This is a genomic window from Nitratireductor sp. ATLC21 (assembly GCF_057196525.1).
Genome location: NZ_JBXUOU010000001.1, coordinates 465,010 through 491,558, shown reverse-complemented (window position 1 = coordinate 491,558; position 26,549 = coordinate 465,010). Strand labels below are relative to the sequence as shown.

At 58.8% G+C, this 26,549-nt stretch carries 27 protein-coding genes; 19 read left to right on the top strand and 8 right to left on the bottom strand.

The window, feature by feature from the left end; all coding sequences use genetic code 11:
* The 9 genes from rpsK (at position 1) to AC2CHD_RS02400 (ending at position 8,173) form a co-directional block, all read left to right on the top strand.
* The gene (rpsK, locus tag AC2CHD_RS02440; protein WP_007009537.1) at positions 1-390 is read left to right on the top strand and encodes a 30S ribosomal protein S11; all 390 of its coding nucleotides are present in this window, start codon (positions 1-3) and stop codon (positions 388-390) included.
* A 97-nt stretch (positions 391-487) separates the two neighbouring features.
* Positions 488-1,498, top strand: a complete 1,011-nt coding sequence (locus AC2CHD_RS02435; protein ID WP_229446824.1) for a DNA-directed RNA polymerase subunit alpha — start codon at positions 488-490, stop codon at positions 1,496-1,498.
* A gap of 50 nt (positions 1,499-1,548) precedes the next feature.
* A complete protein-coding gene (gene rplQ / locus AC2CHD_RS02430) occupies positions 1,549-1,980 on the top strand; it encodes a 50S ribosomal protein L17 (RefSeq protein WP_007009539.1) in 432 nt (143 codons plus the stop codon).
* Between the two features lie 180 nt (positions 1,981-2,160).
* The gene (locus tag AC2CHD_RS02425) at positions 2,161-3,654 is read left to right on the top strand and encodes a DegQ family serine endoprotease (RefSeq protein WP_484552477.1); all 1,494 of its coding nucleotides are present in this window, start codon (positions 2,161-2,163) and stop codon (positions 3,652-3,654) included.
* 23 nt (positions 3,655-3,677) lie between these two features.
* The gene (locus tag AC2CHD_RS02420) at positions 3,678-4,991 is read left to right on the top strand and encodes a replication-associated recombination protein A (protein ID WP_484552476.1); all 1,314 of its coding nucleotides are present in this window, start codon (positions 3,678-3,680) and stop codon (positions 4,989-4,991) included.
* A 46-nt stretch (positions 4,992-5,037) separates the two neighbouring features.
* Positions 5,038-5,415, top strand: coding sequence for a fluoride efflux transporter CrcB (gene crcB, locus AC2CHD_RS02415; RefSeq protein ID WP_484552475.1), 378 nt, complete (start codon positions 5,038-5,040; stop codon positions 5,413-5,415).
* A 24-nt stretch (positions 5,416-5,439) separates the two neighbouring features.
* Positions 5,440-6,426, top strand: a complete 987-nt coding sequence (locus tag AC2CHD_RS02410; protein ID WP_229446828.1) for an RluA family pseudouridine synthase — start codon at positions 5,440-5,442, stop codon at positions 6,424-6,426.
* 65 nt (positions 6,427-6,491) lie between these two features.
* The gene (locus tag AC2CHD_RS02405; protein WP_484553192.1) at positions 6,492-7,349 is read left to right on the top strand and encodes a DMT family transporter; all 858 of its coding nucleotides are present in this window, start codon (positions 6,492-6,494) and stop codon (positions 7,347-7,349) included.
* 32 nt (positions 7,350-7,381) lie between these two features.
* Entirely contained in the window at positions 7,382-8,173 is a 792-nt protein-coding gene (locus tag AC2CHD_RS02400; protein ID WP_484552474.1) for an ATP12 family chaperone protein, read from the top strand.
* A 33-nt stretch (positions 8,174-8,206) separates the two neighbouring features.
* On the opposite strand, the gene AC2CHD_RS02395 is transcribed toward AC2CHD_RS02400, so the two are convergent.
* The 3 genes from AC2CHD_RS02395 to AC2CHD_RS02385 all read right to left on the bottom strand — a co-directional run bounded on the left by AC2CHD_RS02395 (position 8,207) and on the right by AC2CHD_RS02385 (position 10,726).
* Positions 8,207-8,554, bottom strand: coding sequence for a YggT family protein (locus AC2CHD_RS02395; protein WP_484552473.1), 348 nt, complete (start codon positions 8,552-8,554; stop codon positions 8,207-8,209).
* Between the two features lie 78 nt (positions 8,555-8,632).
* The gene (locus AC2CHD_RS02390) at positions 8,633-10,444 is read right to left on the bottom strand and encodes a sodium:solute symporter family protein (RefSeq protein ID WP_484552472.1); all 1,812 of its coding nucleotides are present in this window, start codon (positions 10,442-10,444) and stop codon (positions 8,633-8,635) included.
* 12 nt (positions 10,445-10,456) lie between these two features.
* Positions 10,457-10,726: a DUF4212 domain-containing protein gene (locus AC2CHD_RS02385; RefSeq protein WP_223020739.1), complete on the bottom strand. Its 270-nt coding sequence runs from the start codon at positions 10,724-10,726 to the stop codon at positions 10,457-10,459.
* A gap of 180 nt (positions 10,727-10,906) precedes the next feature.
* Between AC2CHD_RS02385 and AC2CHD_RS02380 the strand changes: the two genes are divergently transcribed.
* Entirely contained in the window at positions 10,907-11,545 is a 639-nt protein-coding gene (locus tag AC2CHD_RS02380; protein ID WP_484552471.1) for a hypothetical protein, read from the top strand.
* Positions 11,546-11,602: 57 nt separating this feature from the next.
* Here the strand turns inward: AC2CHD_RS02380 and glnA are convergent, their stop codons facing one another.
* Both glnA and AC2CHD_RS02370 read right to left on the bottom strand, forming a co-directional pair.
* Positions 11,603-13,012 (bottom strand): type I glutamate--ammonia ligase, encoded by a 1,410-nt coding sequence (glnA, locus tag AC2CHD_RS02375; protein ID WP_229446833.1) that lies wholly within the window; start codon positions 13,010-13,012, stop codon positions 11,603-11,605.
* 72 nt (positions 13,013-13,084) lie between these two features.
* Positions 13,085-13,423, bottom strand: coding sequence for a P-II family nitrogen regulator (locus tag AC2CHD_RS02370; RefSeq protein WP_007009552.1), 339 nt, complete (start codon positions 13,421-13,423; stop codon positions 13,085-13,087).
* Between the two features lie 280 nt (positions 13,424-13,703).
* Between AC2CHD_RS02370 and AC2CHD_RS02365 the strand changes: the two genes are divergently transcribed.
* Positions 13,704-15,194, top strand: coding sequence for an NAD(P)H-hydrate dehydratase (locus tag AC2CHD_RS02365; RefSeq protein ID WP_484552470.1), 1,491 nt, complete (start codon positions 13,704-13,706; stop codon positions 15,192-15,194).
* A gap of 89 nt (positions 15,195-15,283) precedes the next feature.
* Here AC2CHD_RS02365 and lexA read toward each other — a convergent pair whose 3' ends face one another.
* Positions 15,284-16,003, bottom strand: a complete 720-nt coding sequence (gene lexA, locus AC2CHD_RS02360; RefSeq protein WP_484552469.1) for a transcriptional repressor LexA — start codon at positions 16,001-16,003, stop codon at positions 15,284-15,286.
* A gap of 97 nt (positions 16,004-16,100) precedes the next feature.
* Entirely contained in the window at positions 16,101-16,733 is a 633-nt protein-coding gene (locus AC2CHD_RS02355; protein ID WP_229446836.1) for a MarC family protein, read from the bottom strand.
* A gap of 231 nt (positions 16,734-16,964) precedes the next feature.
* On the opposite strand from AC2CHD_RS02355, the gene gyrA reads away from it, so the two are divergent.
* Positions 16,965-19,751, top strand: coding sequence for a DNA gyrase subunit A (gene gyrA / locus AC2CHD_RS02350; RefSeq protein WP_484552468.1), 2,787 nt, complete (start codon positions 16,965-16,967; stop codon positions 19,749-19,751).
* Between the two features lie 46 nt (positions 19,752-19,797).
* Here gyrA and AC2CHD_RS02345 read toward each other — a convergent pair whose 3' ends face one another.
* The gene (locus AC2CHD_RS02345; RefSeq protein ID WP_255663312.1) at positions 19,798-19,932 is read right to left on the bottom strand and encodes a hypothetical protein; all 135 of its coding nucleotides are present in this window, start codon (positions 19,930-19,932) and stop codon (positions 19,798-19,800) included.
* A gap of 229 nt (positions 19,933-20,161) precedes the next feature.
* Here AC2CHD_RS02345 and coaD point away from each other — a divergent pair, with 229 nt between their 5' ends.
* From coaD to AC2CHD_RS02310, 7 genes are all read left to right on the top strand, one after another.
* The gene (gene coaD / locus AC2CHD_RS02340) at positions 20,162-20,662 is read left to right on the top strand and encodes a pantetheine-phosphate adenylyltransferase (RefSeq protein WP_484552467.1); all 501 of its coding nucleotides are present in this window, start codon (positions 20,162-20,164) and stop codon (positions 20,660-20,662) included.
* A gap of 18 nt (positions 20,663-20,680) precedes the next feature.
* Entirely contained in the window at positions 20,681-21,271 is a 591-nt protein-coding gene (locus AC2CHD_RS02335) for a peptidylprolyl isomerase (RefSeq protein WP_229446839.1), read from the top strand.
* A 27-nt stretch (positions 21,272-21,298) separates the two neighbouring features.
* Positions 21,299-21,775 carry a peptidylprolyl isomerase gene (locus AC2CHD_RS02330; protein WP_229446840.1) on the top strand — a complete coding sequence of 159 codons (477 nt, stop codon included), beginning with the start codon at positions 21,299-21,301 and terminating at the stop codon, positions 21,773-21,775.
* A 56-nt stretch (positions 21,776-21,831) separates the two neighbouring features.
* Complete coding sequence (gene queA / locus AC2CHD_RS02325) at positions 21,832-22,908, top strand: tRNA preQ1(34) S-adenosylmethionine ribosyltransferase-isomerase QueA (RefSeq protein ID WP_484552466.1); 1,077 nt, start codon at positions 21,832-21,834, stop codon at positions 22,906-22,908.
* Positions 22,905-24,035, top strand: a complete 1,131-nt coding sequence (gene tgt / locus AC2CHD_RS02320; RefSeq protein WP_484552465.1) for a tRNA guanosine(34) transglycosylase Tgt — start codon at positions 22,905-22,907, stop codon at positions 24,033-24,035. The genes queA and tgt overlap by 4 nt, the downstream gene beginning before the upstream one ends.
* Before the next feature lie 151 nt (positions 24,036-24,186).
* A complete protein-coding gene (locus AC2CHD_RS02315; protein ID WP_484552464.1) occupies positions 24,187-25,596 on the top strand; it encodes a circularly permuted type 2 ATP-grasp protein in 1,410 nt (469 codons plus the stop codon).
* An 11-nt stretch (positions 25,597-25,607) separates the two neighbouring features.
* Positions 25,608-26,549, top strand: coding sequence for an alpha-E domain-containing protein (locus AC2CHD_RS02310; protein WP_229446844.1), 942 nt, complete (start codon positions 25,608-25,610; stop codon positions 26,547-26,549).

Genomic DNA, 26,549 nt, shown 5'->3' with positions numbered 1-26,549 from the left:
ATGGCCAAGGAAGCCGCACGCGTTCGGCGTCGCGAACGTAAGAATATCTCGTCGGGTGTTGCTCACGTCAATTCGAGCTTCAACAACACGATGATCACCATCACGGACGCACAGGGCAATGCCATTGCCTGGTCGTCCGCTGGCGCACAGGGCTTCAAGGGCTCGCGTAAGTCGACCCCGTTTGCGGCCCAGGTTGCTGCCGAGGACTGCGCCCGCAAGGCTGCCGAGCATGGCATGCGCACGCTTGAGGTTGAGGTTTCCGGCCCCGGTTCGGGTCGTGAGTCCGCGCTGCGCGCGCTGCAGGCTGCCGGCTTCACCATCACGTCCATTCGCGATGTGACGCCGATCCCGCACAATGGCTGCCGCCCGCGCAAGAAGCGCCGCGTATAATCAGAGTTTTGCCGCAAGAGCGCTTCGGCGCTCCTCTGTGGTTTTCCAGATCGCCCGTCACGAATGGATGGTGGCGGGGTAACGGAAGGAACCCGGAATGATCCAGAAAAACTGGCAAGAGCTTATCAAGCCGAACAAGGTCGAGTTTTCGTCCAAGGGCCGCACCGTCACCACGCTGGTGGCTGAGCCTCTTGAGCGTGGCTTCGGTCTGACGCTCGGCAATGCGCTGCGGCGTGTGCTGCTGTCGTCGCTTCGCGGCGCGGCCGTGACCGCGGTGCAGATCGACGGCGTGCTGCACGAATTCTCGTCGATCCCCGGCGTGCGTGAAGATGTGACGGACATCGTTCTGAACATCAAGGAAATCGCGCTCTCCATGGAAGGCGAGGGGCCCAAGCGCATGGTTGTGCGCAAGCAGGGACCCGGCACCGTGACGGCTGGCGACATCCAGACCGTAGGCGATGTGGAAGTTCTCAACCCCGACCACGTGCTGTGCACACTGGACGAGGGCGCGGAAATCCGCATGGAATTCACGGTCGACAACGGCAAGGGTTATGTCCCGGCCGAGCGCAACCGCGCCGAAGACGCGCCGATCGGTCTGATCCCGGTCGACAGCCTCTACTCGCCGGTTAAGAAGGTCTCCTACAAGGTTGAAAATACCCGCGAGGGCCAGGTTCTCGACTATGACAAGTTGACCATGACCATCGAGACCAATGGTTCGGTGACGGGCGAGGACGCGGTGGCTTTTGCTGCGCGCATCCTGCAGGACCAGCTTGCGCTGTTCGTCAACTTCGAAGAGCCGCAGAAGGAGCAGCCCGCCGAACAGGTGGCAGAGCTCGCCTTCAATCCGGCGCTTCTCAAGAAGGTGGACGAGCTGGAGCTTTCGGTTCGCTCTGCAAACTGCCTGAAGAACGACAACATCGTTTATATCGGCGACCTGATCCAGAAGACGGAAGCCGAGATGTTGCGCACGCCGAATTTCGGCCGCAAGTCGCTCAACGAAATCAAGGAAGTGCTGGCTTCGATGGGCCTTCACCTCGGCATGGATGTCGAGGACTGGCCGCCGGAAAATATCGAAGAACTCGCCAAGCGCTACGAAGACCAATACTAGGCCCGTAGAGCCCGCCAAGATCGGGCGACGGGGATTGAAGGAGAAAGGCCATGCGTCACGGAAAATCCGGCCGCAAGCTGAACAGGACGGCAAGCCACCGCAAGGCGCTCTTTGCCAACATGGCGGCTTCGCTGATCGAACATGAACAGATCGTCACCACTCTGCCCAAGGCGAAGGAACTTCGCCCGATCGTGGAAAAGCTGGTGACGCTCGGCAAGCGTGGTGACCTGCACGCCCGTCGTCAGGCCATTTCGGCCATCCGCGACGAGAGCTTGGTCAAGCGCCTGTTCGACACGCTCGCTCCGCGTTATGCAGAGCGCAATGGCGGCTACACCCGCATCATGAAGGCGGGCTTCCGCCATGGCGACAACGCACCGATGGCTGTCATCGAGTTCGTTGACCGCGATGTGGAAGCAAAGGGCGCTGCCGACCGTGCGCGTCTCGAAGCTGAAGGCGGCAACGAAGAGGCGGAAGCCGCATAAGCCGGCCAGTCTTGTACGTGCTTTTAAAGAAGGGGCTTCGCGGCCCCTTTTTTGTTGCGCAAATTTCATTCTTTACGAGGCGGAGCCTTTCAATGTGCACAATGCTCTGAAAAAAGCGATTTGCGTCGCTGCACGATCATTTGCATTCTTCAGTAACGGATAGAGGCCAGGCATATGCGGATGCGTTCTGTTTTCCTAAGCGTTGTTCTTCTTGCTTCTTTTGCTGGAACCGTGGTCACGGGTTCGGTCCAAGCGCAGCAGGATGAAAACGGTACTCTGCGCGGATTCCTTTCCAACCTTCTGGATGAAGATGAAAGCAAGACGCTGGCCGTCCCGCGGCAGGAAGCTGCAGAACGTCGCGTTCCTTTCGGGCGGGCCGATATTCAGTTGTCGTTCGCGCCATTGGTCAAGGAAACGTCGCCTGCAGTGGTGAATGTCTACGCATCGTCCACCGTTCAGGTGCGGTCGCCTTTCATGGGCGATCCGTTTTTCGAACAGTTCTTCGGCAGGCCGCAAATGCCGCCGCGCGTGCGTTCCTCCCTCGGTTCCGGCGTATTGGTCGATCCAAGCGGTGTCATTGTAACGAACAATCATGTCATCAGCGATGCAGATGAGGTCAAGGTGGCGCTTGCGGACGGGCGTGAGTTTGAAAGCGAAATCCTGCTCAAAGACAAGGCACTCGATCTCGCGGTTTTGAAGATCTCCGGCAATGATGCCTTTCCGGCCGTCGGATTGGGCAACTCTGACAATCTCGAGGTGGGTGACCTCGTGCTTGCCATCGGCAATCCATTCGGTGTCGGCCAGACGACAACCAGCGGCATCGTGTCCGCGCTTGCGCGCAGCCATGTGGGCGTGTCCGATTTCGGTTTCTTCATCCAGACCGATGCAGCGATCAATCCGGGCAATTCCGGCGGCGCGCTGATCGATATGCGGGGGCAGGTGATTGGCATCAACACCGCCATTGTCAGCCGCAGCGGCGGTTCCATTGGTATCGGTTTTGCTATTCCCGCCAACATGGTGCGTGCGGTGGTAAATGCTGCACTGTCCGGTGCAGAGACTTTCGAGCGGCCATTCTTCGGCGCTTCCTTCGATCCGGTAACTGCACAGATTGCCGAGGCGCTGGGCATGGAGCGTCCCGTCGGCGCGCTAGTGCGTGAAGTGGCGCCGGACAGCCCCGCCGAGCGTGCCGGCCTGCGACCCGGCGATGTGGTGGTCGCCATGGACGGTGCTGATATCCAGCACCCCGATGCGCTCGAGTATCGGCTCGTGACGCATCCACTTGAGGAAAAAGGCGTCATCGGCGTGTTGCGCGAGGGGCGGACGCTGGAACTGGGCTTCACGCTCGAGCGCCTGTCCGACGGAGGAGACCCGGCGCCGGTAACGCTCGAGGGGCGTGGGCCCTTCGCCGGCGCAGCCATTGCCGCTCTCGAGCCGCGTCTTGCCCAGCGTTTGAAACTGCCACTGAACAAGAAGGGGGTCGTCATTCTGGAGGTCGACCGGCGTTCGCCCGCTGCCAGTGTCGGCCTGCGCCCGGGCGACATCATCCGCGAGGTCAACGGGATCGAGATTGAAGACGTGGAAACGATGCAGGTCGTGGCCGGTGACACAAGCCGCCGCTGGGCCTTTTCCGTGGAGCGGGACGGGCGCATATTGCGTCAGCGCCTGCGCTTCTGATCTGCCTGTTCGATGACTGACCAATGAGTGATCTCTTTTCCAATCCCGATGAAAGCGGCGCGCGCGTCAACCGTCCGCTCGCTGATCGCCTGCGCCCACAGAAACTCGACGAGGTGGTGGGCCAGGAGCATCTGACGGGCCCCGATGGGGTTTTGACCCGCATGATCGCAAGCCGCTCGCTGGGGTCGCTCATCTTCTGGGGACCGCCGGGCACCGGCAAAACTACGGTCGCGCGTCTTCTGGCTGGTGAAACGGAGCTGGCCTTCGAGCAGATCTCGGCGATCTTCTCAGGCGTGGCGGACTTGAAGAAAGTGTTCGAGGCGGCCCGTCTCAGGCGCAGTCAGGGAAGGCAGACGCTTCTGTTCGTCGATGAAATCCATCGCTTCAACCGCTCGCAGCAGGATTCGTTTCTGCCGGTGATGGAGGACGGCACCGTTGTGCTGGTCGGCGCGACAACGGAGAACCCGTCCTTCGAGCTCAACGCTGCGCTTCTGTCGCGTGCCCGTGTGCTCAATTTCAACACGCTCGGACCGGAAAGCCTGTTGCGCCTGCTCGAACGCGCCGAGGCGCTGGAAGAAAAGCCTTTGCCGCTGAATGAAGAGGCGCGGGCGGTTCTTGTGCGCATGGCTGATGGCGATGGACGCGCTTCGCTCACGCTTGCCGAAGAGGTCTGGCGTGCGGCGCGGGAGGCCGAGGTGTTCGATGCGGAGGCGCTGCAGCGCGTCGCCCAGCGCCGTGCCCCTGTCTACGACAAGGGGCAGGACGGGCACTACAATCTGATTTCCGCCCTGCACAAATCCGTTCGCGGCTCCGATCCCGATGCGGCACTGTATTATCTCTGCCGCATGTTCGATGCGGGCGAGACCCCGCTCTATATCGGCCGCAGGCTTGTGCGCATGGCTGTGGAAGACATTGGTCTTGCCGATCCTCAGGCTCTCGTCATCGCCAATGCGGCCAAGGATGCCTATGAATATCTCGGATCGCCGGAGGGCGAGCTCGCTCTGGCGCAGGCTTGTGTCTATCTGGCGACAGCACCGAAATCGAATGGCGTCTACACCGCTTTCAAGCAGGCCTTTGCCGACGCGAAGGCCAACGGCTCCCTTCTGCCGCCCAAGCACATTCTCAACGCGCCGACCAAACTCATGAAGGAGACCGGTTACGGGGCCGGCTATGCCTATGATCACGACCAGCCGGATGCGTTTTCCGGGCAAAATTACTTTCCCGAAGAGATGGGGCGCAAGCGCTATTACGACCCGCCGGAGCGTGGTTTTGAACGTGAGATCCGCAAGCGGCTGGATTATTGGGCGCGCCTGCGCAAGGAGCGGGGAGAGCCATGATGTCGACGCTTGTTGATTTTTGCGCAGCTTCTGCGAAAAGGACGGCATGAACCATCTGCTGATCGTAGCTGCCGGCGGGGCAATCGGCGCCAGCCTGAGACATTTGACCGGCCTTGCTGCCATGCGGTTGCTTGGGCCTGGCTTTCCCTGGGGGACGCTGACGGTCAATCTGGCCGGCTCATTTGTAATGGGCGTGTTCGTCGAGTGGCTTGCACGGCGTGTAGGGGCTTCGCCGGAATTGCGATTGTTCATGGCCACAGGGCTGCTTGGCGGGTTCACGACGTTCTCGGCTTTTTCGCTTGATGTTGCCGTCCTGTGGGAACGGGGCGAAAGTTTGCTGGCCGCATCTTATGTGCTTGTTAGTGTCTGCGGCGCGATTGCCGCGCTGTTCGGCGGGCTGTATCTGGTTCGGCATTTCGCCTGAGACGACTTTTTATGGATATTTGAAATGGCTGGCGTACAGCAGATCGAAGTGGACAAGGACGAGAGCGGAATGCGGCTTGACCGTTGGTTCAAGACGCATTTTCCAGGGCTCGGTTTCGGCCATTTGCAAAAGCTCCTGCGCTCTGGCCAGATCCGGGTGAGTGGCAGCCGTGCCAAGGCCGACACGCGTCTCGAGCCGGGGCAGGTGGTGCGTGTGCCCCCTCTGGATGTCGACCGCAAGGGCGATGGCCAGGCGACCGCCCACAGCCTGCGCAACACAGGCGATGCTGAAGCGCTCTCTCAGATGTTGCTCTACGAGGATCCGAAGGTTTTTGTCTTCAACAAGCCGGCCGGTCTTGCCGTGCAGGGTGGATCGGGCGTCAATCGCCATGTGGATGGAATGCTGGAGGCGCTGCGCAACAAGAAGGGCGAAAAGCCGCGCCTGGTCCATCGCCTCGACCGCGACACGTCGGGTGTGCTCGTGGTGGCGCGCACGCGTCAGGCGGCCATGCGGCTTGCCGAGGCCTTTCGCGCCCGCGACACGAAAAAGACCTATTGGGCTCTCGTGAAGGGCGTGCCCAACAAGGACGAAGCGCGCATCTCCACCTGGCTCGCCAAGGAGCAAACGCCCGATGGCGACCGCATGCGCGTCGTGAAACACGGCGAGCCGGATTCCGATCATGCCGTTTCCAACTATCGTATTGTGGAAAGGGCTGGTTCAGCGCTCTCCTGGCTCGAAATGGAGCCCTATACGGGCCGTACGCACCAGCTTCGCGTTCACGCTGCCTATATCGGGTGCCCGATCATCGGCGATCCGAAATATTTCGAAGCCGATCAGAACTGGGAGTTTCCCGGCGGCATCCAGAAACGTCTGCATCTGCATGCGCGCCGCATCGTCATCCCGAATCCGGGTGGCGGCAAGATTGACGTGACGGCACCGCTGCCTCCCCATATGCGCCAGAGCTGGAACCTTCTCGGGTTTGATGAAGCCTCTGCGGAGGAGGGCGCGTGACGGCGCTGTCTCCCGGCCAGACGTTGGGTCGACAAGACGCAATAGATGCGTTCGCGACCGTCATTATGCTCGGCTTGACCCTGACATGGGGCGTCAATCAGGTTGCCATCAAGCTGGCCAATGTCGGCTTCAATCCAATGTTGTCCATGTTTCTGCGTTCTGCGGTGGCTACATTGCTCGTTTTCCTTTGGTGCCGCTACCGCGGCATTCATCTGTTTGAGCGCGATGGCACTCTGAGACCGGGAATACTGGCCGGGCTTCTATTCGGTTTCGAGTTCATTCTGGTATTTCTCGGTCTCGATTACACATCGGCTGCGCGCGGAGCCCTGATGCTCAACACAATGCCGTTTTGGGTCCTGCTTGGCGGCCATTTCTTCCTCGGAGAAAAGATGTCGGCGCTGAAATTCGGCGGGCTTCTCCTGGCCTTTGCAGGCGTGGTGCTTGTTTTCTCGGACAGTCTCAGTCTACCGGGACCCGATGCGCTCTTTGGCGATGTTCTGTGTCTCGTCGCGGGCATTGCATGGGCCGCCACGATTGTCGTTATCAAACAGTCCAGCCTGTCCAATGCAGGAGCGGAAAAGACTTTGCTCTACCAACTTTCCGTTTCGGCCATTGTTACCGTTCCTTTCATCCCGTTCGGCGGGCCGCTTTTGCGCGAGGTAAGCGCACTGGCAACCAGTGCATTGGTTTTCCAGGCCGTGTTCGTCGTCTCCTTCACCTATCTCGTCTGGTTCTGGCTGATGCGCCGTTATCCTGCATCGGGGCTTTCCAGTTTCGCTTTCCTCACGCCAGTCTTCGGCGTTTTGTCGGGCGGCCTTCTTCTGGGCGAACCCCTGACCATCAAAATCCTTCTGGCTCTTTGTCTGATCGCCATCGGACTGACCGTGGTCAACCGGCCGCGCCGTCGCGTCGTCCCCGCATAGCGAAATGACAAACACACACTATATGTAGACCCATGCGCGACCTTCTGAACGATCTTGAAAGCGGAAAGACCCCGTCGGAGCTAGATCCGATCCGACGGGCGCAGAGCACCATTCGCAAACCACTTCCCAAGCGCTTTTACAACGAAGTCTCGCTGAATGCCGACGAGGAGGGTGGTTTCTCCGTTCAACTCGACGGCAAGTCGGTGCGGACCCCGGGAGCAAGCGCCGTTGTTTTGCCCAACGAGGCGGCAGCGCTTTTGGTGGCAGCGGAATATGAGGCTCAAGGTGAGCACATCGATCCTGCGACGATGCCTGTGACCCGGCTTGTCAACACGGCGATAGACGGCGTTGCCGTTCACAGCCAGGCTGTGCTGGAGGATGTTCTGCGCTACAGCACGGGCGATCTTCTGTGCTACCGCGCAGCGTCTCCGGAACGACTGGTGGCACTGCAGGCAGAGGCCTGGGATCCCGTTCTGGATTGGGCGCAGGAGCATATGGGCGCGCATTTCGTGCTGGCGGAGGGGGTGATCCATGTGGAGCAGCCCCGAGAGGCAATCGCTGCCGTGAGCGCGTATTTGCGCCAGAAAAACGATCCCTTCCGACTGGCGGCTCTTCATGTAATGACCACGCTGACAGGGTCGGCGCTGCTGGCACTCGCGGTGGAAGCTGGCGCACTCGATCCCCTGGCGGCATGGAAAGCCGCTCATGTGGACGAGGATTGGAACATTTCCCTGTGGGGAGAGGATGGCGAGGCCGCACAGCGCCGCGCCTTTCGCGAACGCGACATGATGGCCGCCGCAAAGCTTTTGGCTGCGCTCGACTGATACCGGTAGGCTTCGGCTGGCTGTTGCCAGCCGCTACCGGCCACCGAACATCTGGTAGATGACACCGGCAATCTCGCTTTCCAACGGAAACGAGAGCATTCCCATGACCGAGTATCCGAGCAGCCAGGGCATCACGTAGAACCGGATCATGAAGAAGAACCAGGCGACGTAGACCGGCACCAGCGGTTCCAGCAGGAAGCCCGGCGTGATGGGCCGAAACAGTTTCAGTATCGGATCGGTGACGCGCACGAAAAAGCGCATGAAGAAAAAGCTGGAGTCTTCGGGCAGGAATATGCCCATGGCGGCACGCCCGATCAGCGTCCACATGATGACGCCCAACACGTAGTCCAGCACCAGTACCCAGATTGGAAATGCAGCCATGCTTCCCTGCATCAAGTCTCTCCCAGGACGCGAATCGGGGGCGGGTTATCCCGCCCCCGAACGCCGATCATAGCGTGATCAGTGTTTGTCAGAAAGAATGGCCGGACCAGTCGGCACGCGTGTTTCTTCCACCATGCGCTGGATTTCTTCATCGGGCGCAGGCGTCAGCAGCGTGACCACCACCATCGCAACCAGGCTCACGGCCATGCCGACAATGCCGAAGCGCAGATGGTCCAGTCCGAACCATGGCGTTCCGCCAGTGTAGACATAGTAGAGGTAGAGGCTGCCTGCGATGAAGCCTGCGGCCATACCGGCAACCGCGCCTGGCCTGTTCGCCCGTTTCCACCACACGCCGAGGGCGAGCGGGAAGAAAAGTCCCGAACAGGCAAAGCAGAATGCCCATGCAACGGCACCAAGAATGCCTGTCAGCTGAAGCGATGCGATCAGCGCGCCCAGAGCACCAATGCCTACCAGCAGGATGCGTGCCACGATGAGCCGAACCGCCGTGTCGGCCTTCGGGTCGATCATCTTGTAGTAGAGATCGTGGCTCAACGCGTTGGCGATCGCCAGGAGCAGACCGTCAGCGGTTGACATGGCGGCTGCCATGCCACCGGCAGCGACAAGGCCGGATATCACATAGGGAAGCCCTGCGATCTCTGGTGTTGCAAGCACGACGATGTCCGGCCGCATGAAGAACTCGTTGAGCTGCAATATGCCATCGCTGTTCTGGTCGGCAATCGCAAGGAAGCCCACACTTGACCAGTTCTGGATCCAGGCCAGCGATGCCACCTCCTCAAATGGCTTGCCGATGATGGCGGTTGGCAGGTTCGGATCAAGAAGTTGCAATTTGGTGAGGGTCGCCAGTGCCGGTGCCGTGAAGTACAGCAGGAAAATGAACAGCAGCGACCATGCCACGGATTTGCGCGCCGACCGCACGGTCGGGGTTGTGAAATAGCGCATCAGAATGTGGGGCAGGGAAGCCGTTCCGCACATCATGCAAAGAGCAAGTGTGATGAACTTCCATTCTGCATAGTCACCCACCGGGCCGGTATGCGGCGTTGTGAGCACTGAAAGGCCCGGTATAGCTTCGGCTGGCGGGTTCAGGCCGTACTGGGCCTCGAAATTCGCCATGTTTGCTGCCGCTTCGCCATAGGTGAAATGCGGGATGAGACCGAAGCCCTGGGCATTCGACATCCAGATCACCGGAACCAGATAGGCGATGATCAGCACGATGTACTGCGCCACCTGCGTCCACGTGACAGCGCGCATTCCGCCCAGCATCGAGCATAACAGAATGCCCAGAAGGCCGAACCACACACCGTAGGAGAATGGGATGTGGAGCGCGCGCGCGGCGATGGTGCCGGTTGCGTTGATCTGGGCGGTCACATAGGTGAACGATGCTACGACCAGAACGATCACGGCGCACAGGCGTGCGAGATTGCCGCCATATCGTGTGCCGATGAAGTCCGGTACCGTGTAGCAGCCGAACTTGCGCAAATATGGCGCCATCAGCGAGTTGACGAGCACATAGCCACCGGTCCAGCCGACGATGAAGGCCATATAGCCGTAACCGCCGAAATAGACGCCGCCGGCAAGGGCGACAAACGATGCGCCAGACATCCAGTCCGCTGCGGTCGCCATACCGTTATAAACGGCAGGAACCTGCCGCCCGGCCACATAATAGGCGTCCACTTCCATGGTGCGCGAAAGCCAGCCGATAAGGGCGTAGATCGCGATGGTGAAGGCAACGAACAGAATGCCGATCGTGTCGGCGCCGACACCTAGCTGCTCCAGAACCGCCATCAACAGGATGAAGGCAAGGAACCCACCGGTGTATATCGCATACACCCGGCCGATATTGTCGATGAACCGTCCTTGAATCAAAGCCATGCCGGTTCCTCCCTATTCTTCTTCGCCAAAGCCGAACTCGTCGTCGATGGCATCCTGGCGCCAGTTCTGCACCCAGATGATGACGACGAAAGCGATCAGCGAGCCCTGGGCAATCATGTAGAACCCGAAGGGGAAGCCAAGAAATGTGAATTGGTTGAGTGTCGAAACCATTGCTGGAACGACAAGTGAGAAGAACGCCCACAAGGCCAGAACCACGATTGTCAGGTTCCTGGTTTTGGCCCAGTAACGATCCCTCACATCACCTGCGTCATTAGCGGACATGGTGTCCTCCTCCCTAAAAACGTCAGCGACGAAAGTCGTTAACTGCCGCCATTGCGGTTCTGTGGATTAGGAATCACAATGGCATGTCTCAAGCATTGGGCATCTTCTGAGCAATGAAAATCGAGACATTGGTCGTATGACAGGAGGATGTGTCTTATGGGAATTGCCTGGACCAGGGGGATGGCGTTTCTGCGTGAAGCGGCGGCTAGGCTCACGATCAAACGTGACAATGCGCCCATTGATACGGTGGACGCGCTTTGCGCCTTCATTGCCACACGGTCCTCGTTTGTCGCTCAGAAAAAGCTCTACGGCTATCTGAAGGCGCGGATGGGGACGCGCTATCCGTCAATGTTCGAGGATGATGTGTTCGTCCAGTCCATCAACGTGGCCAAGCTCCATGTCTTCGCGGCCTGCCTCTCCGATCTCACCCTTCACGCTGTCGCGAAGATCGCTTCCGATGGTCCGCTAGATCGGGAAGAGGCGGCTGCGCTGGCCCGTCATTGCCATTCAGAGGGGCTCACCCACAATCGGGATGCACTTCCCCAGTCGGAAACGGTGGATGAATGGCGTGACGCGTTTGAAAAGCGCATCGCGAAGACCCATTGGCAGAACGTGGCGGTAGACGGAGGGGCGTTTACCGAGAGCCCGCACGCGCTTTTCCGTTGGGCGCCGATCGCCGATCAATTGAAGCGCCACGACAGGGAAATCGTGGAAAACTCGATCCGTTTCGCGTTCGGTGAAGTGACCCGCGCTTTTCGTGCGCGCGCCGACTTGTCTGCTCTCGCCCGAAGCTGGAAGGACCAGCTGAAAAGCGGCTGAACAAAAAAGGGGGCCCGTCCGTGAACGGAGCCCCCGCAATCGCCTTGGGAGGAGCGATTAGACCGAGTAGTACATCTCAAACTCGACCGGGTGCGGCGTCATTTCGTAACGCAGAACTTCCGCCATTTTCAGTTCGATATAGGCGTCGATCTGATCATCGTCGAACACACCGCCAGCCTTGAGGAAGCCGCGATCCTTGTCGAGGCTCATGAGCGCTTCGCGCAGTGATCCGCAGACGGTCGGAACCTTCTTCAGCTCCTTCGGCGGCAGGTCATAAAGATCCTTGTCCATGGCCTGGCCGGGATGAATCTTGTTCTTGATGCCGTCGATGCCGGCCATCAGCATAGCTGCGAAGGCCAGATAGGGGTTTGCGCCCGGATCGGGGAAACGGACCTCGACGCGTTTGGCTTTTGGTGAGGAGCCAAACGGAATGCGGCATGAAGCAGAGCGGTTGCGGGCCGAATAGGCGAGCAAGACCGGAGCTTCAAAACCCGGAACCAGACGCTTGTAGGAGTTGGTGATCGGGTTGGTGAAGGCGTTGATAGCCTTGGCGTGCTTGATGATGCCGCCGATATAGAACAGGCAGTTTTCCGACAGACCTGCATATTCATTGCCAGCGAAGGTCGGCTTGCCTTCCTTCCAGATCGACTGGTGAACATGCATACCCGAGCCGTTGTCGCCATAGATCGGCTTTGGCATGAAGGTTGCCGTCTTGCCATAGGCATTGGCAACCTGATGAACGCCGTATTTGAACTTCTGAACGCTGTCTGCGCTCTTAAGCAACGTCTCGAACTTGATGCCCAGTTCATGCTGTGCGGCACCGACCTCGTGGTGATGCTTCTCGACGATCACGCCCATCTCGGTGAGAACCGTCAGCATTTCCGAGCGCATGTCCTGAGCTGAATCGATCGGCGGCACAGGGAAATATCCGCCCTTCACGCGCGGGCGGTGGCCGAGATTGCCCGTCTCATATTCCGCATCATCGTTGCTCGGGAGTTCGCTCGAGTCGAGCTTGAACCCGGTGTTGTAGGGATCTGCCTTGTATTTCACATCGTCGAAGATGAAGAATTCCGGTTCGGGGCCGACATACACGGTATCGCCAATCCCTTCCGACTTCAGGAAGGCTTCCGCCTTCTTGGCCGTGCCGCGCGGATCGCGGTTGTAGGCCTCACCCGAAATCGGGTCGAGAATGTCGCAGAAAATGGCCATGGTTGACTGGGCGAAGAACGGGTCCATATGGGCCGTATCGGTCTCCGGCATCAAAACCATGTCGGATTCATTGATGGCCTTCCAGCCGGCGATGGACGAGCCGTCGAACATAACGCCGTCGGCGAACATGTCCTCGTCCACGGCGGAGACATCCATGGTGACGTGCTGCAGCTTGCCTTTGGGATCCGTGAAGCGCAGATCGACAAACTTTACGTCGTTTTCCTTGATCTGCTTCATGATGTCTTGTGCAGTGGTCATATTCGCCTTCCTATTTGCGATGGTCTTGCCTGATGATCCCGGAGGTGTTCCGGGAAAGAGAATAATTGCGGATCAAACGGCGTCGGCACCGGTCTCGCCGGTACGGATGCGGATAACTTCTTCCACATTGGTCACGAAAATCTTCCCGTCGCCGATGCGGCCCGTCTGGGCGGCCTTCCGGATCGCCTCGATTGCCGCATCAACCGTTTCGTCCGGCAGGACAACTTCGATCTTCACCTTTGGGAGAAAGTCGACGACATATTCTGCCCCGCGATAGAGTTCGGTGTGCCCCTTCTGGCGCCCGAACCCCTTCGCCTCGATCACGGTTATGCCCTGAAGGCCGATTTCCTGAAGGGCTTCCTTCACTTCGTCGAGCTTGAAGGGTTTGATGATCGCTTCGACCTTTTTCATGCCTTAGTGGCCTCCAAATGAGTTCAGGAACGGTGATCCCGCGCCCCTTGTTGTTCCGGTTCGAATAAAGCACGAAACATGCCAACTCCAATGAGAGCCTTGCATGAACCGTGCCAATCGCTGCATTGTGTCCGCCGGATGCTACAATCGCACGGGTTTTCAGGCAGCGACATGTTGCGCGCTCACCTTTGAAAATCATCAAGGGACACATGTGGAGCGCGGCACAGTTTGAAGCCTGCTTAAAAAATATGCAATGCGCTCAATAAAACGGCAGCGAGTGATGCATTTGGAGATCGTTACGCCTGAAGAGATGGGCAGGGTGGACCGCGCTGCCATCGCTGATGGGCCGCTGGCCGGTTATTGTCTGATGCGCCATGCGGGCGCGGCGGTGGCAGGTGAAATCCTGGCTCGCTATGCGGAAGCAGAAGGCGTTTTTGTCCTTTGCGGTCCGGGCAACAACGGCGGTGACGGCTATGTCGTTGCGCGCCTGCTGGCAGAACGAGGCCTCCGTGTCCGCGTTTTTGCCGAGGCCAAACCGGTCGCGAGCGGCGATGCGTCGCGCGCGCTTGAGGATTGCCCGGTTGAGGCAGAGCCATTCACCGCTTTCCAACCCACGCCAGGATGGATTGTGGTGGATGCGTTGTTCGGCGCAGGCCTGAAACGCCCGCTTGAAGGGAGGGCAGCCGAGATTGTCGCCAGGGTAAGCAGCAGTGGGCTGCCTGTGGTCGCCATCGATCTGCCTTCCGGCGTTTGCGGGGTATCCGGAAAGCCACTCGGTGCCGCCCTCTCGGCGGAAGTGACTGTCACCTTTTTTCGCAAGAAGCCGGGGCACCTCCTCGTGCCGGGACGGCAAATGTGCGGTGACCTTGTCGTTGCGGATATCGGCATCGCAGACAGCGCGCTTGATACAGTTGGTCGAGCACTTTGGGAGAACCAGCCTGCTTTGTGGCGGGAAGCCGTGCCGAAGCCCTGTGTCAGCGCGCACAAATATTCGCGCGGTCATGTGGCCGTAATTTCTGGTGGGGCAACCTCGACGGGTGCGGCTCGGCTTGCCGCGCGGGCAGCGGCGCGTGCGGGGGCAGGGGCCGTGACGATGCTTTCGCCCACGAACGCGCTTTCGATAAATGCGATGCATTTGACATCGATCATGTTGCGCAAGGCCGACACCGTCGGCGAGTTGCAGGCCTTCCTCGCCCACCGCTTACCCTCCGGGGTGGTTCTGGGACCAGGAGCAGGCACTGGAGAGCGAACGCGCAGTTTCGCACGCGCGCTTCTCCATCAGGCCAATGACGCAAGCGGGTTGGTTTTCGATGCTGACGCCCTCACGGCCTTTAGCGACAAGCCGGATATGTTTTTCGATATGATCAAGGGTTCCGCCGCGCAGGTCGTTCTCACGCCGCACGAAGGGGAGTTCTCCCGACTGTTTCCAGGCCTGGAGGACGCGCCAGCGATTTCCAAAGTGCAAAGAGCGCGGGAGGCGGCAAGACGGTCCGGGGCGACGATCGTGCTCAAGGGGCCTGATACGATCGTTGCGGCGCCCGACGGGCGAGGGGCAATCAATGCCAACGCTACGCCACATCTGGCAACGGCCGGATCAGGCGATGTCCTGTCAGGAATTGCCGCAAGCCTTCTGGCTCAAGGGATGCCGGCCTTTGAGGCAGCGTGCGCTGCTGTTTGGATTCACGCAGAATGCGGTCGGTCATTCGGACCCGGTCTGATCGCCGAAGACCTGCCTGAAATGCTGCCGAAGGTGCTGCAGGGACTCACTTGAGAAAACGCTCTCTGGCCCTCGTCAGTTGGCCCTTGAGCCTCTTGTCGAATTCATGAACAGCAGCTTGGGCATGCTCCCTCGACGCCGGGTCAATAACGGCGCATCAACCCCACCAGACGCCCCTGGACCTTCACCCGGTCGGGGCCGAATATCCGTGTCTCATACGCCGGATTGGCAGCCTCAAGGGCGATCGATGCTCCCTTGCGACGGAAACGTTTCAAGGTCGCTTCTTCCTGATCGACCAAAGCAACCACAATCTCGCCGGGGTTGGCAGTCTGCGTCTCGCGGATGATGACGGTATCACCATCAAAAATTCCCGCCTCGATCATCGAATCGCCTTTGACCTCCAACGCGTAGTGATCGCCTCCACTCAGCATGTCTGGAGGCACGGCGATGGAATGGGTCTGGTGCTGGATGGCATCGATCGGAACACCCGCAGCGATGCGCCCCATGACAGGCACGGAAACGACACCGGCGAGAGCATCGTCATTGCTGGCTGACGGTTTGGGCGGGGCAGGTGGCGCTTTGCCGAGGCTGCCTTCGATAACGCTTGGAGAAAATTTGCGTGCGCCCGCATTCAGGCCCGGCGCAATCGAATCGGGCAGGCGCAACACCTCGAGCGCACGGGCGCGATTAGGAAGGCGGCGGATAAAGCCACGTTCCTCCAGGGCGGTGATCAACCGGTGAATGCCAGACTTGGACGCAAGGTCCAGCGCCTCCTTCATTTCATCGAAGGAGGGCGGGATTCCAGTCTCCTTCAAGCGCTCGTGAATGAACAGGAGAAGTTCGTGCTGCTTGCGGGTCAGCATGGTCGCCACCGAGAATCAGTTAAAAACAAAACCAGAACATACTGTATATGTTCCAGTTGTGTTCCGCAACTGCCGGTATTTGCTTCTCATTTAGGCGCTATGGCGCGTCAAACAGAGCCTTTGCGCCATCCGCTACGAACTGAACGGCGAGAGCAGCCAGTATCACGCCGAGAAGTCTGGTCAGGATCGATCGTCCGGTCTCGCCCAGAAAACGGTCGACGCGCTCTGCGAGTGTAAAAACCGCATAGGTGATGCCGATCGTCGTCAATAGAATTGCCAGCAGTGCGGCGGTTCCGCCAAGGCCGCCGAATGAGCCGGAAAGAAGCACGGTGGCAGAAATAGCGCCGGGGCCGGCAATCAGAGGTATGGCCAACGGAAAAGCTGCGATGTTTCGGATCATGTCGCGCGTGATGGCGCGTTCGGCGCTTTTTTCATGCCGCTCCTGGCGGCGTTCGAATATCATTTCGAAGGCGATGAAGAAGAGAAGCAGGCCGCCTGCCACACGGAAAGCAGGCAGGGTGATCCCGAAAATGGAAAGTATCGCACTGCCGGCCACGCCAAAGAGTGCAAGGACTGCGAAACCGATGATTGCGGCGCGAACTGCGACCTGATTCCGCTCAGATCGGTTCATTCCGACCGTCAACGCCAGAAAGAGCGGTGCCAGACCCGGTGGATCCACGGTCACGAGCAGCGTGACGAATGCGTTGAACAAGGTCTCGTAACCTGCCATCGGGGCCTCCTTTCAAACTGTCTAACCCAGTTGGGAGGCTCCAGAAAAGCTCTGATTGCGACGCTGTGCGCGTGTGCTGCGTCAATTTGTCTACGACACCATTCACAGACCAGCCATATGCGTCTGAAATCGCGTTGGATTTCCTTGGCTTCCGTCACTGCTCCGATTGGAGAATCAACGGCGCTTCATATATAAGAAGTCAGTGATTCCTTATTCTGTGTGTGACTCGATTTGACTGACCAGACAACGCCGACCGGATCGGACGAGCCCGACGATATCGAGCCGATTTCCATCATAGAGGAGATGCAGCGCTCCTACCTCGATTACGCGATGAGCGTTATCGTGAGCCGCGCTCTGCCGGATGCGCGCGATGGTTTGAAGCCGGTGCATCGGCGCATTCTCTACGCGTCGCATGAAAGCGGTTATCACTGGAACCGCAAGTATGTGAAATCGGCACGTCCGGTCGCCGATGTGATGGGTAAGTATCACCCTCATGGCGATGCGGCGATCTACGATGCGCTCGTGCGCATGGCGCAGCATTGGTCCATGCGTTTGCCGCTGATCGATGGTCAGGGCAATTTTGGCTCAATTGACGGCGATCCGCCGGCGGCCATGCGCTATACCGAATCGCGGCTTACCAAAGGCGCTCACGAGCTTTTGGAAGACATCGATAAGGAAACGGTCGACTTCCAGGACACGTATGACGGTTCCGGCAGCGAACCCAAAGTGCTGCCGGCGCGCTATCCGAACCTTCTGGTCAATGGTTCCGGTGGTATCGCGGTTGGTATGGCGACCAATATTCCGCCGCACAATCTGTCGGAAGTCATCAATGGCTGCGTGGCCATGATCGACAATCCGGCGATTGGTCTGCCTGAATTGCAGGAACTGATTCCGGGCCCGGACTTCCCGACCGGGGGCCTCATCCTCGGGCGTTCCGGCATCCGCAGCGCCTATGAGACCGGACGCGGTTCCATCATGATGCGCGGCAAGGTTGCCATCGAACCGGCGCGCAACGACCGTGAAGCGATTGTGATCACGGAAATTCCCTACCAGGTCAACAAGGCCTCGATGATCGAGAAGATGGCCGAATTGGTGCGCGACAAGCGCATCGAGGGTATTTCCGACATCCGAGACGAAAGTGACCGCCAGGGCTATCGCGTCGTGGTTGAGCTGAAACGCGATGCGGTTGCCGATGTCGTACTGAACCAGCTTTATCGCTTTACGCCGCTGCAAACCTCCTTTGGCGCGAACATGGTGGCGCTGAATGGCGGCAAGCCCGAGCAGATGAACCTGCTCGATCTCTTGAAGGCCTTTGTCCATTTCCGCGAAGAGGTCGTCAGCCGCCGCACCAAATATCTGCTGCGCAAGGCGCGTGACCGCGCGCATGTGCTGGTCGGTCTTGCCATCGCTGTCGCCAATATCGACGAGGTGATCAAGCTTATCCGCCATGCGCCCGATCCGCAGACAGCGCGGGAGCAATTGATGGAGCGCCGTTGGCCGGCCTCTGACGTGGAAGCCTTGATCCTTCTGATCGACGATCCGCGGCATCGCATCAATGAGGATGGCACCTATAACCTTTCCGAGGAGCAGGCACGCGCGATCCTCGAATTGCGCCTGCAGCGTTTGACGGCACTCGGTCGCGATGAAATCGCGGATGAGTTGAACCAGATCGGCGCGGAAATCAGCGATTACCTGGAAATCCTGGCATCGCGCGCTCGGATCCAGCAAATCGTCAAGGATGAGCTTATCGCGGTCCGGGATGAATTTGGCACGCCCCGCCGGACCGAGATCACGGAAGGTGGAGCCGACCTTGACGATGAGGATCTGATCCAGCGCGAGGAAATGGTCGTTACCGTCACGCGCAAGGGTTATATCAAGCGCGTGCCCCTTTCCATCTACAGGGCGCAGGCGCGTGGCGGCAAGGGCCGTTCGGGCATGTCGACCAAGGACGAGGATTTCGTCACGCGGCTGTTCGTGGCCAACACGCACACACCCATTCTGTTCTTCTCCTCACGCGGCATTGTCTACAAGGAAAAGGTCTGGCGCCTGCCGGTTGGCACGCCGCAATCCGTCGGCAAATTCCTGCGCAACATGCTGCCGCTTGAGGAGGGTGAGAGCATAACGACGATCATGCCGCTGCCGGAGGACGAGGAGAGCTGGGGTGCGCTGGACGTCATGTTCGCCACCACACGAGGCACGGTGCGTCGCAACAAACTTTCGGATTTTGTTCAGGTCAATCGCAACGGCAAGATTGCGATGAAGCTCGAGGATCCGAATGATGAGATCCTCGGTGTCTACACCTGTACGGAAGATGACGACGTGCTGCTGACCGCAGCTTCGGGCCAGTGCATCCGGTTCTGTGTCTCGGATGTGCGCGTTTTTGCGGGCCGCAATTCGATCGGCGTGCGCGGAATTAATCTGGCGGAGGGCGACCGGGTTATCTCCATGGCGATACTTTCCCACGTCGAAGCAAGCCCGGCTGCTCGTGCCGCTTATCTCAAGCAGGCAGCGGCAGAACGCCGGCAGGCAAACGGGGATGAGGAAGACGTCGCTCTTACCAACGAGGAACTGGGAGAAGAAGAGAGCCTTTCACCTGAACGCTATGAGGAATTGAAGGCCCGGGAGCAGATGGTTTTGACCGTCAGCGAATTCGGCTATGGAAAACGCTCCTCGAGCTATGATTTCAGGGTGACTGGTCGAGGCGGTAAGGGCATTCGAGCCACTGATGTCAGCAAAACCGATGAGATCGGTCCTTTGGTGGCCGCCTTCCCGGTGGAGGAGGATGATCAGATCATGCTGGTGTCGAATGCCGGGCAGGTCATTCGCGTTCCGGTCAACGGAATACGTATCGCCAGCCGCGCCACAAAGGGTGTTACCATCTTCAACACCGCTAAGGGGGAGAAGGTTGTTTCGGTAGAGCGCATTTCGGATACGCAGACCGAAGAGGAAATATCATCCGGCGATGAACCCGTAGCCAGCGAAACGGATACGGAACCGCAAGGAGGGGCCACAGAATGATTGGCCTTTGTACCGTTCCAGACTCTTTCGCGGCTCTGCGCCGGATTTAATGAAAGCGGCGGTTGGCAGAGCTGCGGACCCGGTTTTCCAGCTTGATGCGGCTGGCTTCTTCGTGGAGACCGACGACGGTGGCAATCAGCATCGCGACGGTCATTGCGGCAGCGAGCGTAAAGATCAGCATGGCTTGTCTCCTTTTGGCCTATTAACGTGACGAACCGCGATTTGGTTTCATTTTTCCGCGCGGCGTTCCTGTAGGCATTGGTGACCTGACTAGCCGATTGGGTTCAAACCGCTGTTGAATGAGGCATTCAGGCGTGGTTCATCTTTTGCGACCTAAGCGGTTCTGGCCAGGGCTCAAGAGGCGCGATTGTCGAATTGCCAACCCCTGTTAAGACGGATACAAGCACGCCATGACCGAGCGAACAGCTTTCTACGCGGGATCCTTCGACCCTTTGACCAACGGGCACCTCGACGTGCTCAAAGGTGCGTTGACCGTGGCTGACAAGGTGGTTGTTGGAATCGGCGTGCATCCGGGCAAAAAGCCGCTTTTCAGCTATGAGGAGCGCGTTTCGCTGATCCAGCGTTCCGCGGTGGTTGAGTTGGGTCAAGACGCCGGGCGGATCGAGGTGGTGGCTTTCGACAAGCTGGTGATCGACGCTGCGCGCGCACAGGGCGCCTCGATCATGATCCGCGGTCTGCGCGATGGCACGGATCTGGATTACGAAATGCAGATGGCGGGCATGAACGAGACCATGGCACCGGATCTGCAGACCGTTTTTTTACCAGCAAGCCCTTCGGTGCGCACCATTACCGCCACACTCGTCCGGCAGATCGCTTCCATGGGTGGAGACATCGCGCCATTCGTGCCTTCCGTGGTGCTGGCAGCGCTTAAGGCCAAATTCCCCGCCTGAAACCAAAAGGAGAGTTTTATGCAGCTTCGCAAGCTCGTTTCGTCTGCGCTCGTGGTCGGGGCCTTTCTTGCCGGGCTCGGCGTGGCATCAGCCGCCGAGCCGGAGAATACAATGATTCTAACGCTCAAAAACGGCGAGGTGACCATAGCGTTACGACCAGATCTCGCACCGAAACATGTGGAGCAGGTCAAGGCCCTGGTTGCGGAGGGGGCTTACGACAATGTCGCTTTTCATCGGGTCATCGATGGCTTCATGGCGCAGACCGGTGATGTTCAGTACGGTGATGTCGAGGACGGATTTGATGCACGGCGTGTCGGAACCGGCGGTTCGGACAAACCCAATTTGCCGGCGGAATTCTCTGAGGCTGCGTTCACGCGCGGCACCGTCGGGATGGCACGCTCCCAGGATCCCAACTCCGCCAATTCTCAGTTTTTCATCATGTTCGCCCCTGCCGAACACCTGAACGGACAATACACGGTGATCGGTGAGGTCGAATCGGGCATGGAACTGGTCGACGCGATCAAGAAGGGCGATGCGGCACAGAATGGTATGGTGCAGAACCCGGACAAGATCCTGAGTGCACGCATGGCAAGTGACGGCGCGAATTAAACGCGTCGACAAAAGAAAGGTTTAAGAATGGCTGATATCAAGGATCCGGAAAACACCATCGTGATGGAAACGACCAAGGGCAAGGTCATCATCCAGCTCTTTCCGGACGTCGCTCCCGAACATGTGAAGCGCATCAAGGAACTCGCGCGCGACAAGTTTTACGATGGTATCGTGTTCCATCGTGTGATCGACGGTTTCATGGCGCAAACCGGTGATCCTACCGGCACGGGTATGGGCGGATCGGACAAGCCTGATCTCAAGGCCGAGTTCTCGAACATGGCTCATGAACGCGGCACCTGCTCGATGGCACGTTCGCAGAACCCGAACTCTGCCAACTCCCAGTTCTTCATCTGCTTCAACAAGGCGCCTTGGCTCGATCGTCAGTACTCCGTCTGGGGTCAGGTGACTGAAGGCATGGACAGTATCGACAAGATCAAGCGTGGCGAGCCGGTCTCCGAACCCGACTCCATCATCTCCATGCGGGTCGCGGCGGACGTTGCCTAACATTTTGATACCGGGCGGCGCAGGGTCGCCCGGTCTTTTCTGCCGACCGGTTTGTAATGCGTGTAGACATCTTTGATTTCGAGCTGCCGGAGGAGCGGATTGCGCTGAGACCTGCCAATCCGCGCCATTCAGCACGCCTTTTGAAGGTCGAAGGTGGAGCCCTGACCGATCACGTGGTCCGCGCGCTTCCCGAAATATTACGGCCAGGCGATGCCTTGGTTTTCAATGACACGAAAGTCATTCCCGCCCGCCTCAGCGGTGTTCGCCGGCGTGGGGAGACCGAGGCGCGCATCGAGGCAACGCTGCATATGCGCGAAGGGCCAGATCGCTGGCGGGCATTCCTGAAGCCGGCGAAGCGAGTGAACGCAGGCGAGCGCATCCAGTTTGGCCATGATGGTGAAAGCTGTTTCCTCGGTACGCTTGAAGCAACAGTAGCGGAAAAGGGCGAAGGGGGCGAAGCGCTCCTGGTGTTTGACTTCTCAGGTCCGGTACTGGACGAGGCGATCGCGGCTTCGGGCCACATGCCGCTTCCACCCTATATTGCAGGCAAACGCGCAGAAGATGAGCGCGACGAAGTCGATTACCAGACGATTTATGCCCGTGAAGAGGGAGCGGTTGCGGCGCCGACGGCCGGTCTCCATTTCACCCCGGAACTGATGCAGGCGCTGGACGTAGCCGGGATCGAGCGCCATTTCGTGACCTTGCATGTAGGAGCGGGTACCTTTCTCCCAGTCAAGGTTGACGATACGGACGACCACAAGATGCACTCGGAATGGGGGGAGGTGGATGCCGAGACGGCGGAAGCCCTGAATGCGGTCCGGAAACGGGGCGGGCGCGTTGTTTCAGTGGGCACCACCTCCTTGCGGCTCCTGGAAAGCGCATCTCAGCGCACCGGGACGCTGGAGGCGTGGTCAGGCGCGACCGATATTTTCATCACACCTGGATATCGTTTCCGTACGGTCGACGTGTTGATGACGAATTTTCATCTGCCGCGCTCGACGCTTTTCATGCTCGTTTCGGCCTTTTGCGGGACGGAGACCATGAAGCGTGCCTATGATCATGCGATCCGCAATGAATACCGCTTCTATTCCTATGGTGATGCCAGCCTGCTTTTCAGGGACGATCAGTTGTGAGTGACCAGTTCACCTTCCGCCTTCTGGCGACGGATGGCGATGCCCGACGCGGCGAAATCTCCATGCCGCGCGGTACGATCCGTACCCCCGCCTTCATGCCGGTGGGAACGGCAGGCACGGTCAAGGCCATGTATATGGATCAGGTGCATGAGCTGGGTGCCGACATTATCCTCGGCAACACGTATCATCTGATGCTGCGGCCAGGGGCCGAGCGGATGGCGCGGCTTGGTGGATTGCACGAATTCGCGGGCTGGCCATACCCGATCCTGACGGATTCGGGCGGATTTCAGGTCATGTCTTTGGCGGACTTGCGTAAAATCACCGAAAAAGGCGTGACCTTCCGCTCGCATGTGGATGGACAAGTGTTCGAAATGTCGCCCGAGAGGTCGATCGAGATACAGGGGCTCCTTGGTTCGGACATCCAGATGCAGCTTGATGAGTGCGTGGCATTGCCCGCAGAAGAATCCGATATTGAACGCGCCATGGAGCTGTCGCTGCGCTGGGCGGAACGCTGCAAGTCGGCGTTCGGTAATCAATCTGGCAAAGCGATGTTCGGCATCGTCCAGGGCGGAGACAAGCCGCATTTGCGCGAGCGTTCCGCGCGGGCTCTCGCTGCAATGGATCTGAAAGGCTATGCCGTGGGCGGGCTGGCCGTGGGTGAACCGCAGGCGGTCATGCTCGAGATGCTCGAGGCCACCTGTCCGGTTCTACCGGCCGAAAAACCGCGCTACCTGATGGGTGTTGGAACGCCCGATGATATTCTGAAATCGGTTGCACGCGGCATCGACATGTTCGATTGCGTGATGCCGACCCGTGCTGGGCGGCACGGGCTTGCCTATACACGGCGCGGCAAGATCAACCTCAAGAACGCTCGCCATGCTGAGGATACCCGTCCGCTCGATGAAGAGAGCGATTGCCCCGCAGCGCGGGATTATTCGCGTGCGTATCTTCATCATCTGGTGAAAGCGGGAGAGTCGCTCGCCGGCATGTTGCTGACCTGGAACAATCTCGCATACTACCAGTCTTTGATGCAGGACATTCGTGACGCCATCGAAGCCGGTCGTTTCGGGCAGCGAGCAGCGGAAATTCGCGCGGCCTGGGAAAAGGGCGATATCCCACCGCTTTGAACAAGCTTGCCCAAAGAATGAGCAAGTCACTCGACTTGCAGCTCAGGAATTGTGCATCATCTCCCGTTCTCTGCTCCAATTGTCGTAACATTTAGAAACGACTTGCTTTTTTCCGGCTTCCCCGTTGAAATGCTTCTGAGAGGAGCATTTCTTGACGCCATTTGACGAGATGCGCCTGGGGGGCCAGGCCCGAGATCCCTACGAAGATTACCAGAGCTGGTTTGACCGGCAGGACGCCAAACGCCTGAAGCAGAAGGCGGGCGACGCGGAACGGGTTTTCCGCAGAACCGGTATCACTTTTGCTGTATATGGCGATCAGGAGGCGGCGGAACGGCTGATCCCGTTCGACATTGTCCCACGCATCATCTCCGGCAAGGAATGGCGCCGGCTGGTCCAGGGGATCGAGCAGCGTGTTCAGGCGCTCAATGCGTTTCTCGAAGACATCTATCATCGACAGGAAATTCTGCGTGCGGGGCGCATACCCCGCGACATCATCTCCGGCAATGAGGCCTTCTTGCCGGAAATGATCGGCGTGAAACCGCCTGGAGGGGTCTATACCCACATCACCGGTGTCGACATTGTACGGACTGGGGAAGACGACTTCTTCGTTCTGGAAGACAATGCCCGCACCCCTTCAGGTGTCTCTTATATGCTGGAAAACCGGGAGACCATGATGCAGCTCTTTCCCGAGCTGTTTCAGCAGGTCAAGGTGCGGCCGGTTGAGAATTACCCGCAGCTCCTGCGCGATTCTCTCGCCCGCGTGAAACCGGAGCTCTGCGAGGGAAAGCCGACCATCGCCGTTCTGACACCCGGTAGCTTCAATTCAGCCTATTTCGAGCATGCTTTCCTCGCCGACCAGATGGGCGTGGAACTGGTGGAAGGATCGGATCTCCGCGTTGTGGACGGTCATGTGGCCATGCGAACCACGCAGGGCTACAGGCGTATTGATGTTCTCTATCGCAGGATTGACGACGACTATCTCGACCCTCTGACCTTCCGGCCGGATTCGGTCCTTGGTGTGCCGGGCATCATGGATGTCTATCGGGCCGGCAAGATCACCATTGCAAACGCTCCGGGGACCGGAATATGCGACGACAAGGCGATCTATTCCTATATGCCCGAGATTGTGGAGTTTTATACGGGGCGCAAGGCGATTTTGCCCAATGTTCCCACCTGGCGCTGCTCGGAGCCGGACAGTCTTGCCTATGTGCTTGAACATCTTGACGAGCTGGTCGTCAAGGAAGTCCATGGTTCCGGCGGTTATGGCATGCTGGTGGGGCCAGCCGCTTCGAAGAAGGAGAGGGTGGCTTTTGCAAAGAAACTGAAGGCCCGGCCGAAAAACTACATCGCCCAGCCGACGCTATCGCTCTCCACCTGTCCGATCCTGACCAGCAAGGGGCTGGCGCCACGCCATGTGGATCTGCGCCCCTTCGTCCTCGTGTCGGATCGCATTCGGATCGTACCGGGTGGGCTCACGAGAGTGGCGTTGAAGAAGGGATCCCTCGTGGTCAACTCCTCACAAGGGGGTGGAACCAAGGATACCTGGGTTCTCGATGATTAGGGCGCGCTGACATGCTTCTTGGACGTTCAGCAAACGGTCTTTACTGGATGGCCCGTTACATCGAGCGGGCGGAGAACATGGCGCGTCTGGTCGATACCGGGCTGAGGCTTGCTTTGACCCAGACCAGCGCCTCATCTGATGAATGGGCATCGGTTCTCACGAGCGCCGGTGTGCGTGATCTGTTTGAACAGGGCAATGATGCGTTTGACACAGCCACGGTGACAAATTTCCTGCTCCGGGACACGGCGAACCCTTCGAGTGTGCTGTCTTCCATAGATACGGCGCGGATGAACGCGCGGATGGTGAGGACAGCGCTCACACGAGAGACGTGGGAGAGTGTCAACGAAGCATGGATGGCCATGCATCGCATGCTCAAACGGCGCGTCGACGAGCAGGACCTGCCTGCCGTTCTTGATGCGGTCAAACGCGAAACAGCACTTATTCGTGGCGCGTTTCAAGGCACGATGCTGCGCAACGAGATCTTCGATTTCGCGCAGATGGGTACGATGATTGAACGCGCCGACAACACGTCCCGCATCCTTGATGTCAAATACTATGTGCTTCTGCCCTCGGCCGCGTGGGTCGGTTCCCCACTCGACAATATCCAGTGGCAAACGATCTTGCGTTCAGTCTCCGCCCTGCGGTCATACCGCTGGACCCATGAAGGTGATTTCAATCCGGCAAACATTGCCGATTATCTCATATTGAACCGGCGCATGCCGCGGTCCCTGGCGTTCTGTTATCGGCATATCTGTGATTCTCTGGACTATCTGGCGGATGAATATGGTGTGCGGCAACGGTGCAATGAGATGGCCGATGCCAAATTCGAGAAACTGAAAACGGCCGCAGTTTCGGATATATTCGATGAAGGTTTGCACGAATTTTTGAGTGATTTTATCCGCGACAATGCCGCTTTGGGCAATCAGATCGCAACAGATTTCCGCTTTTATTGA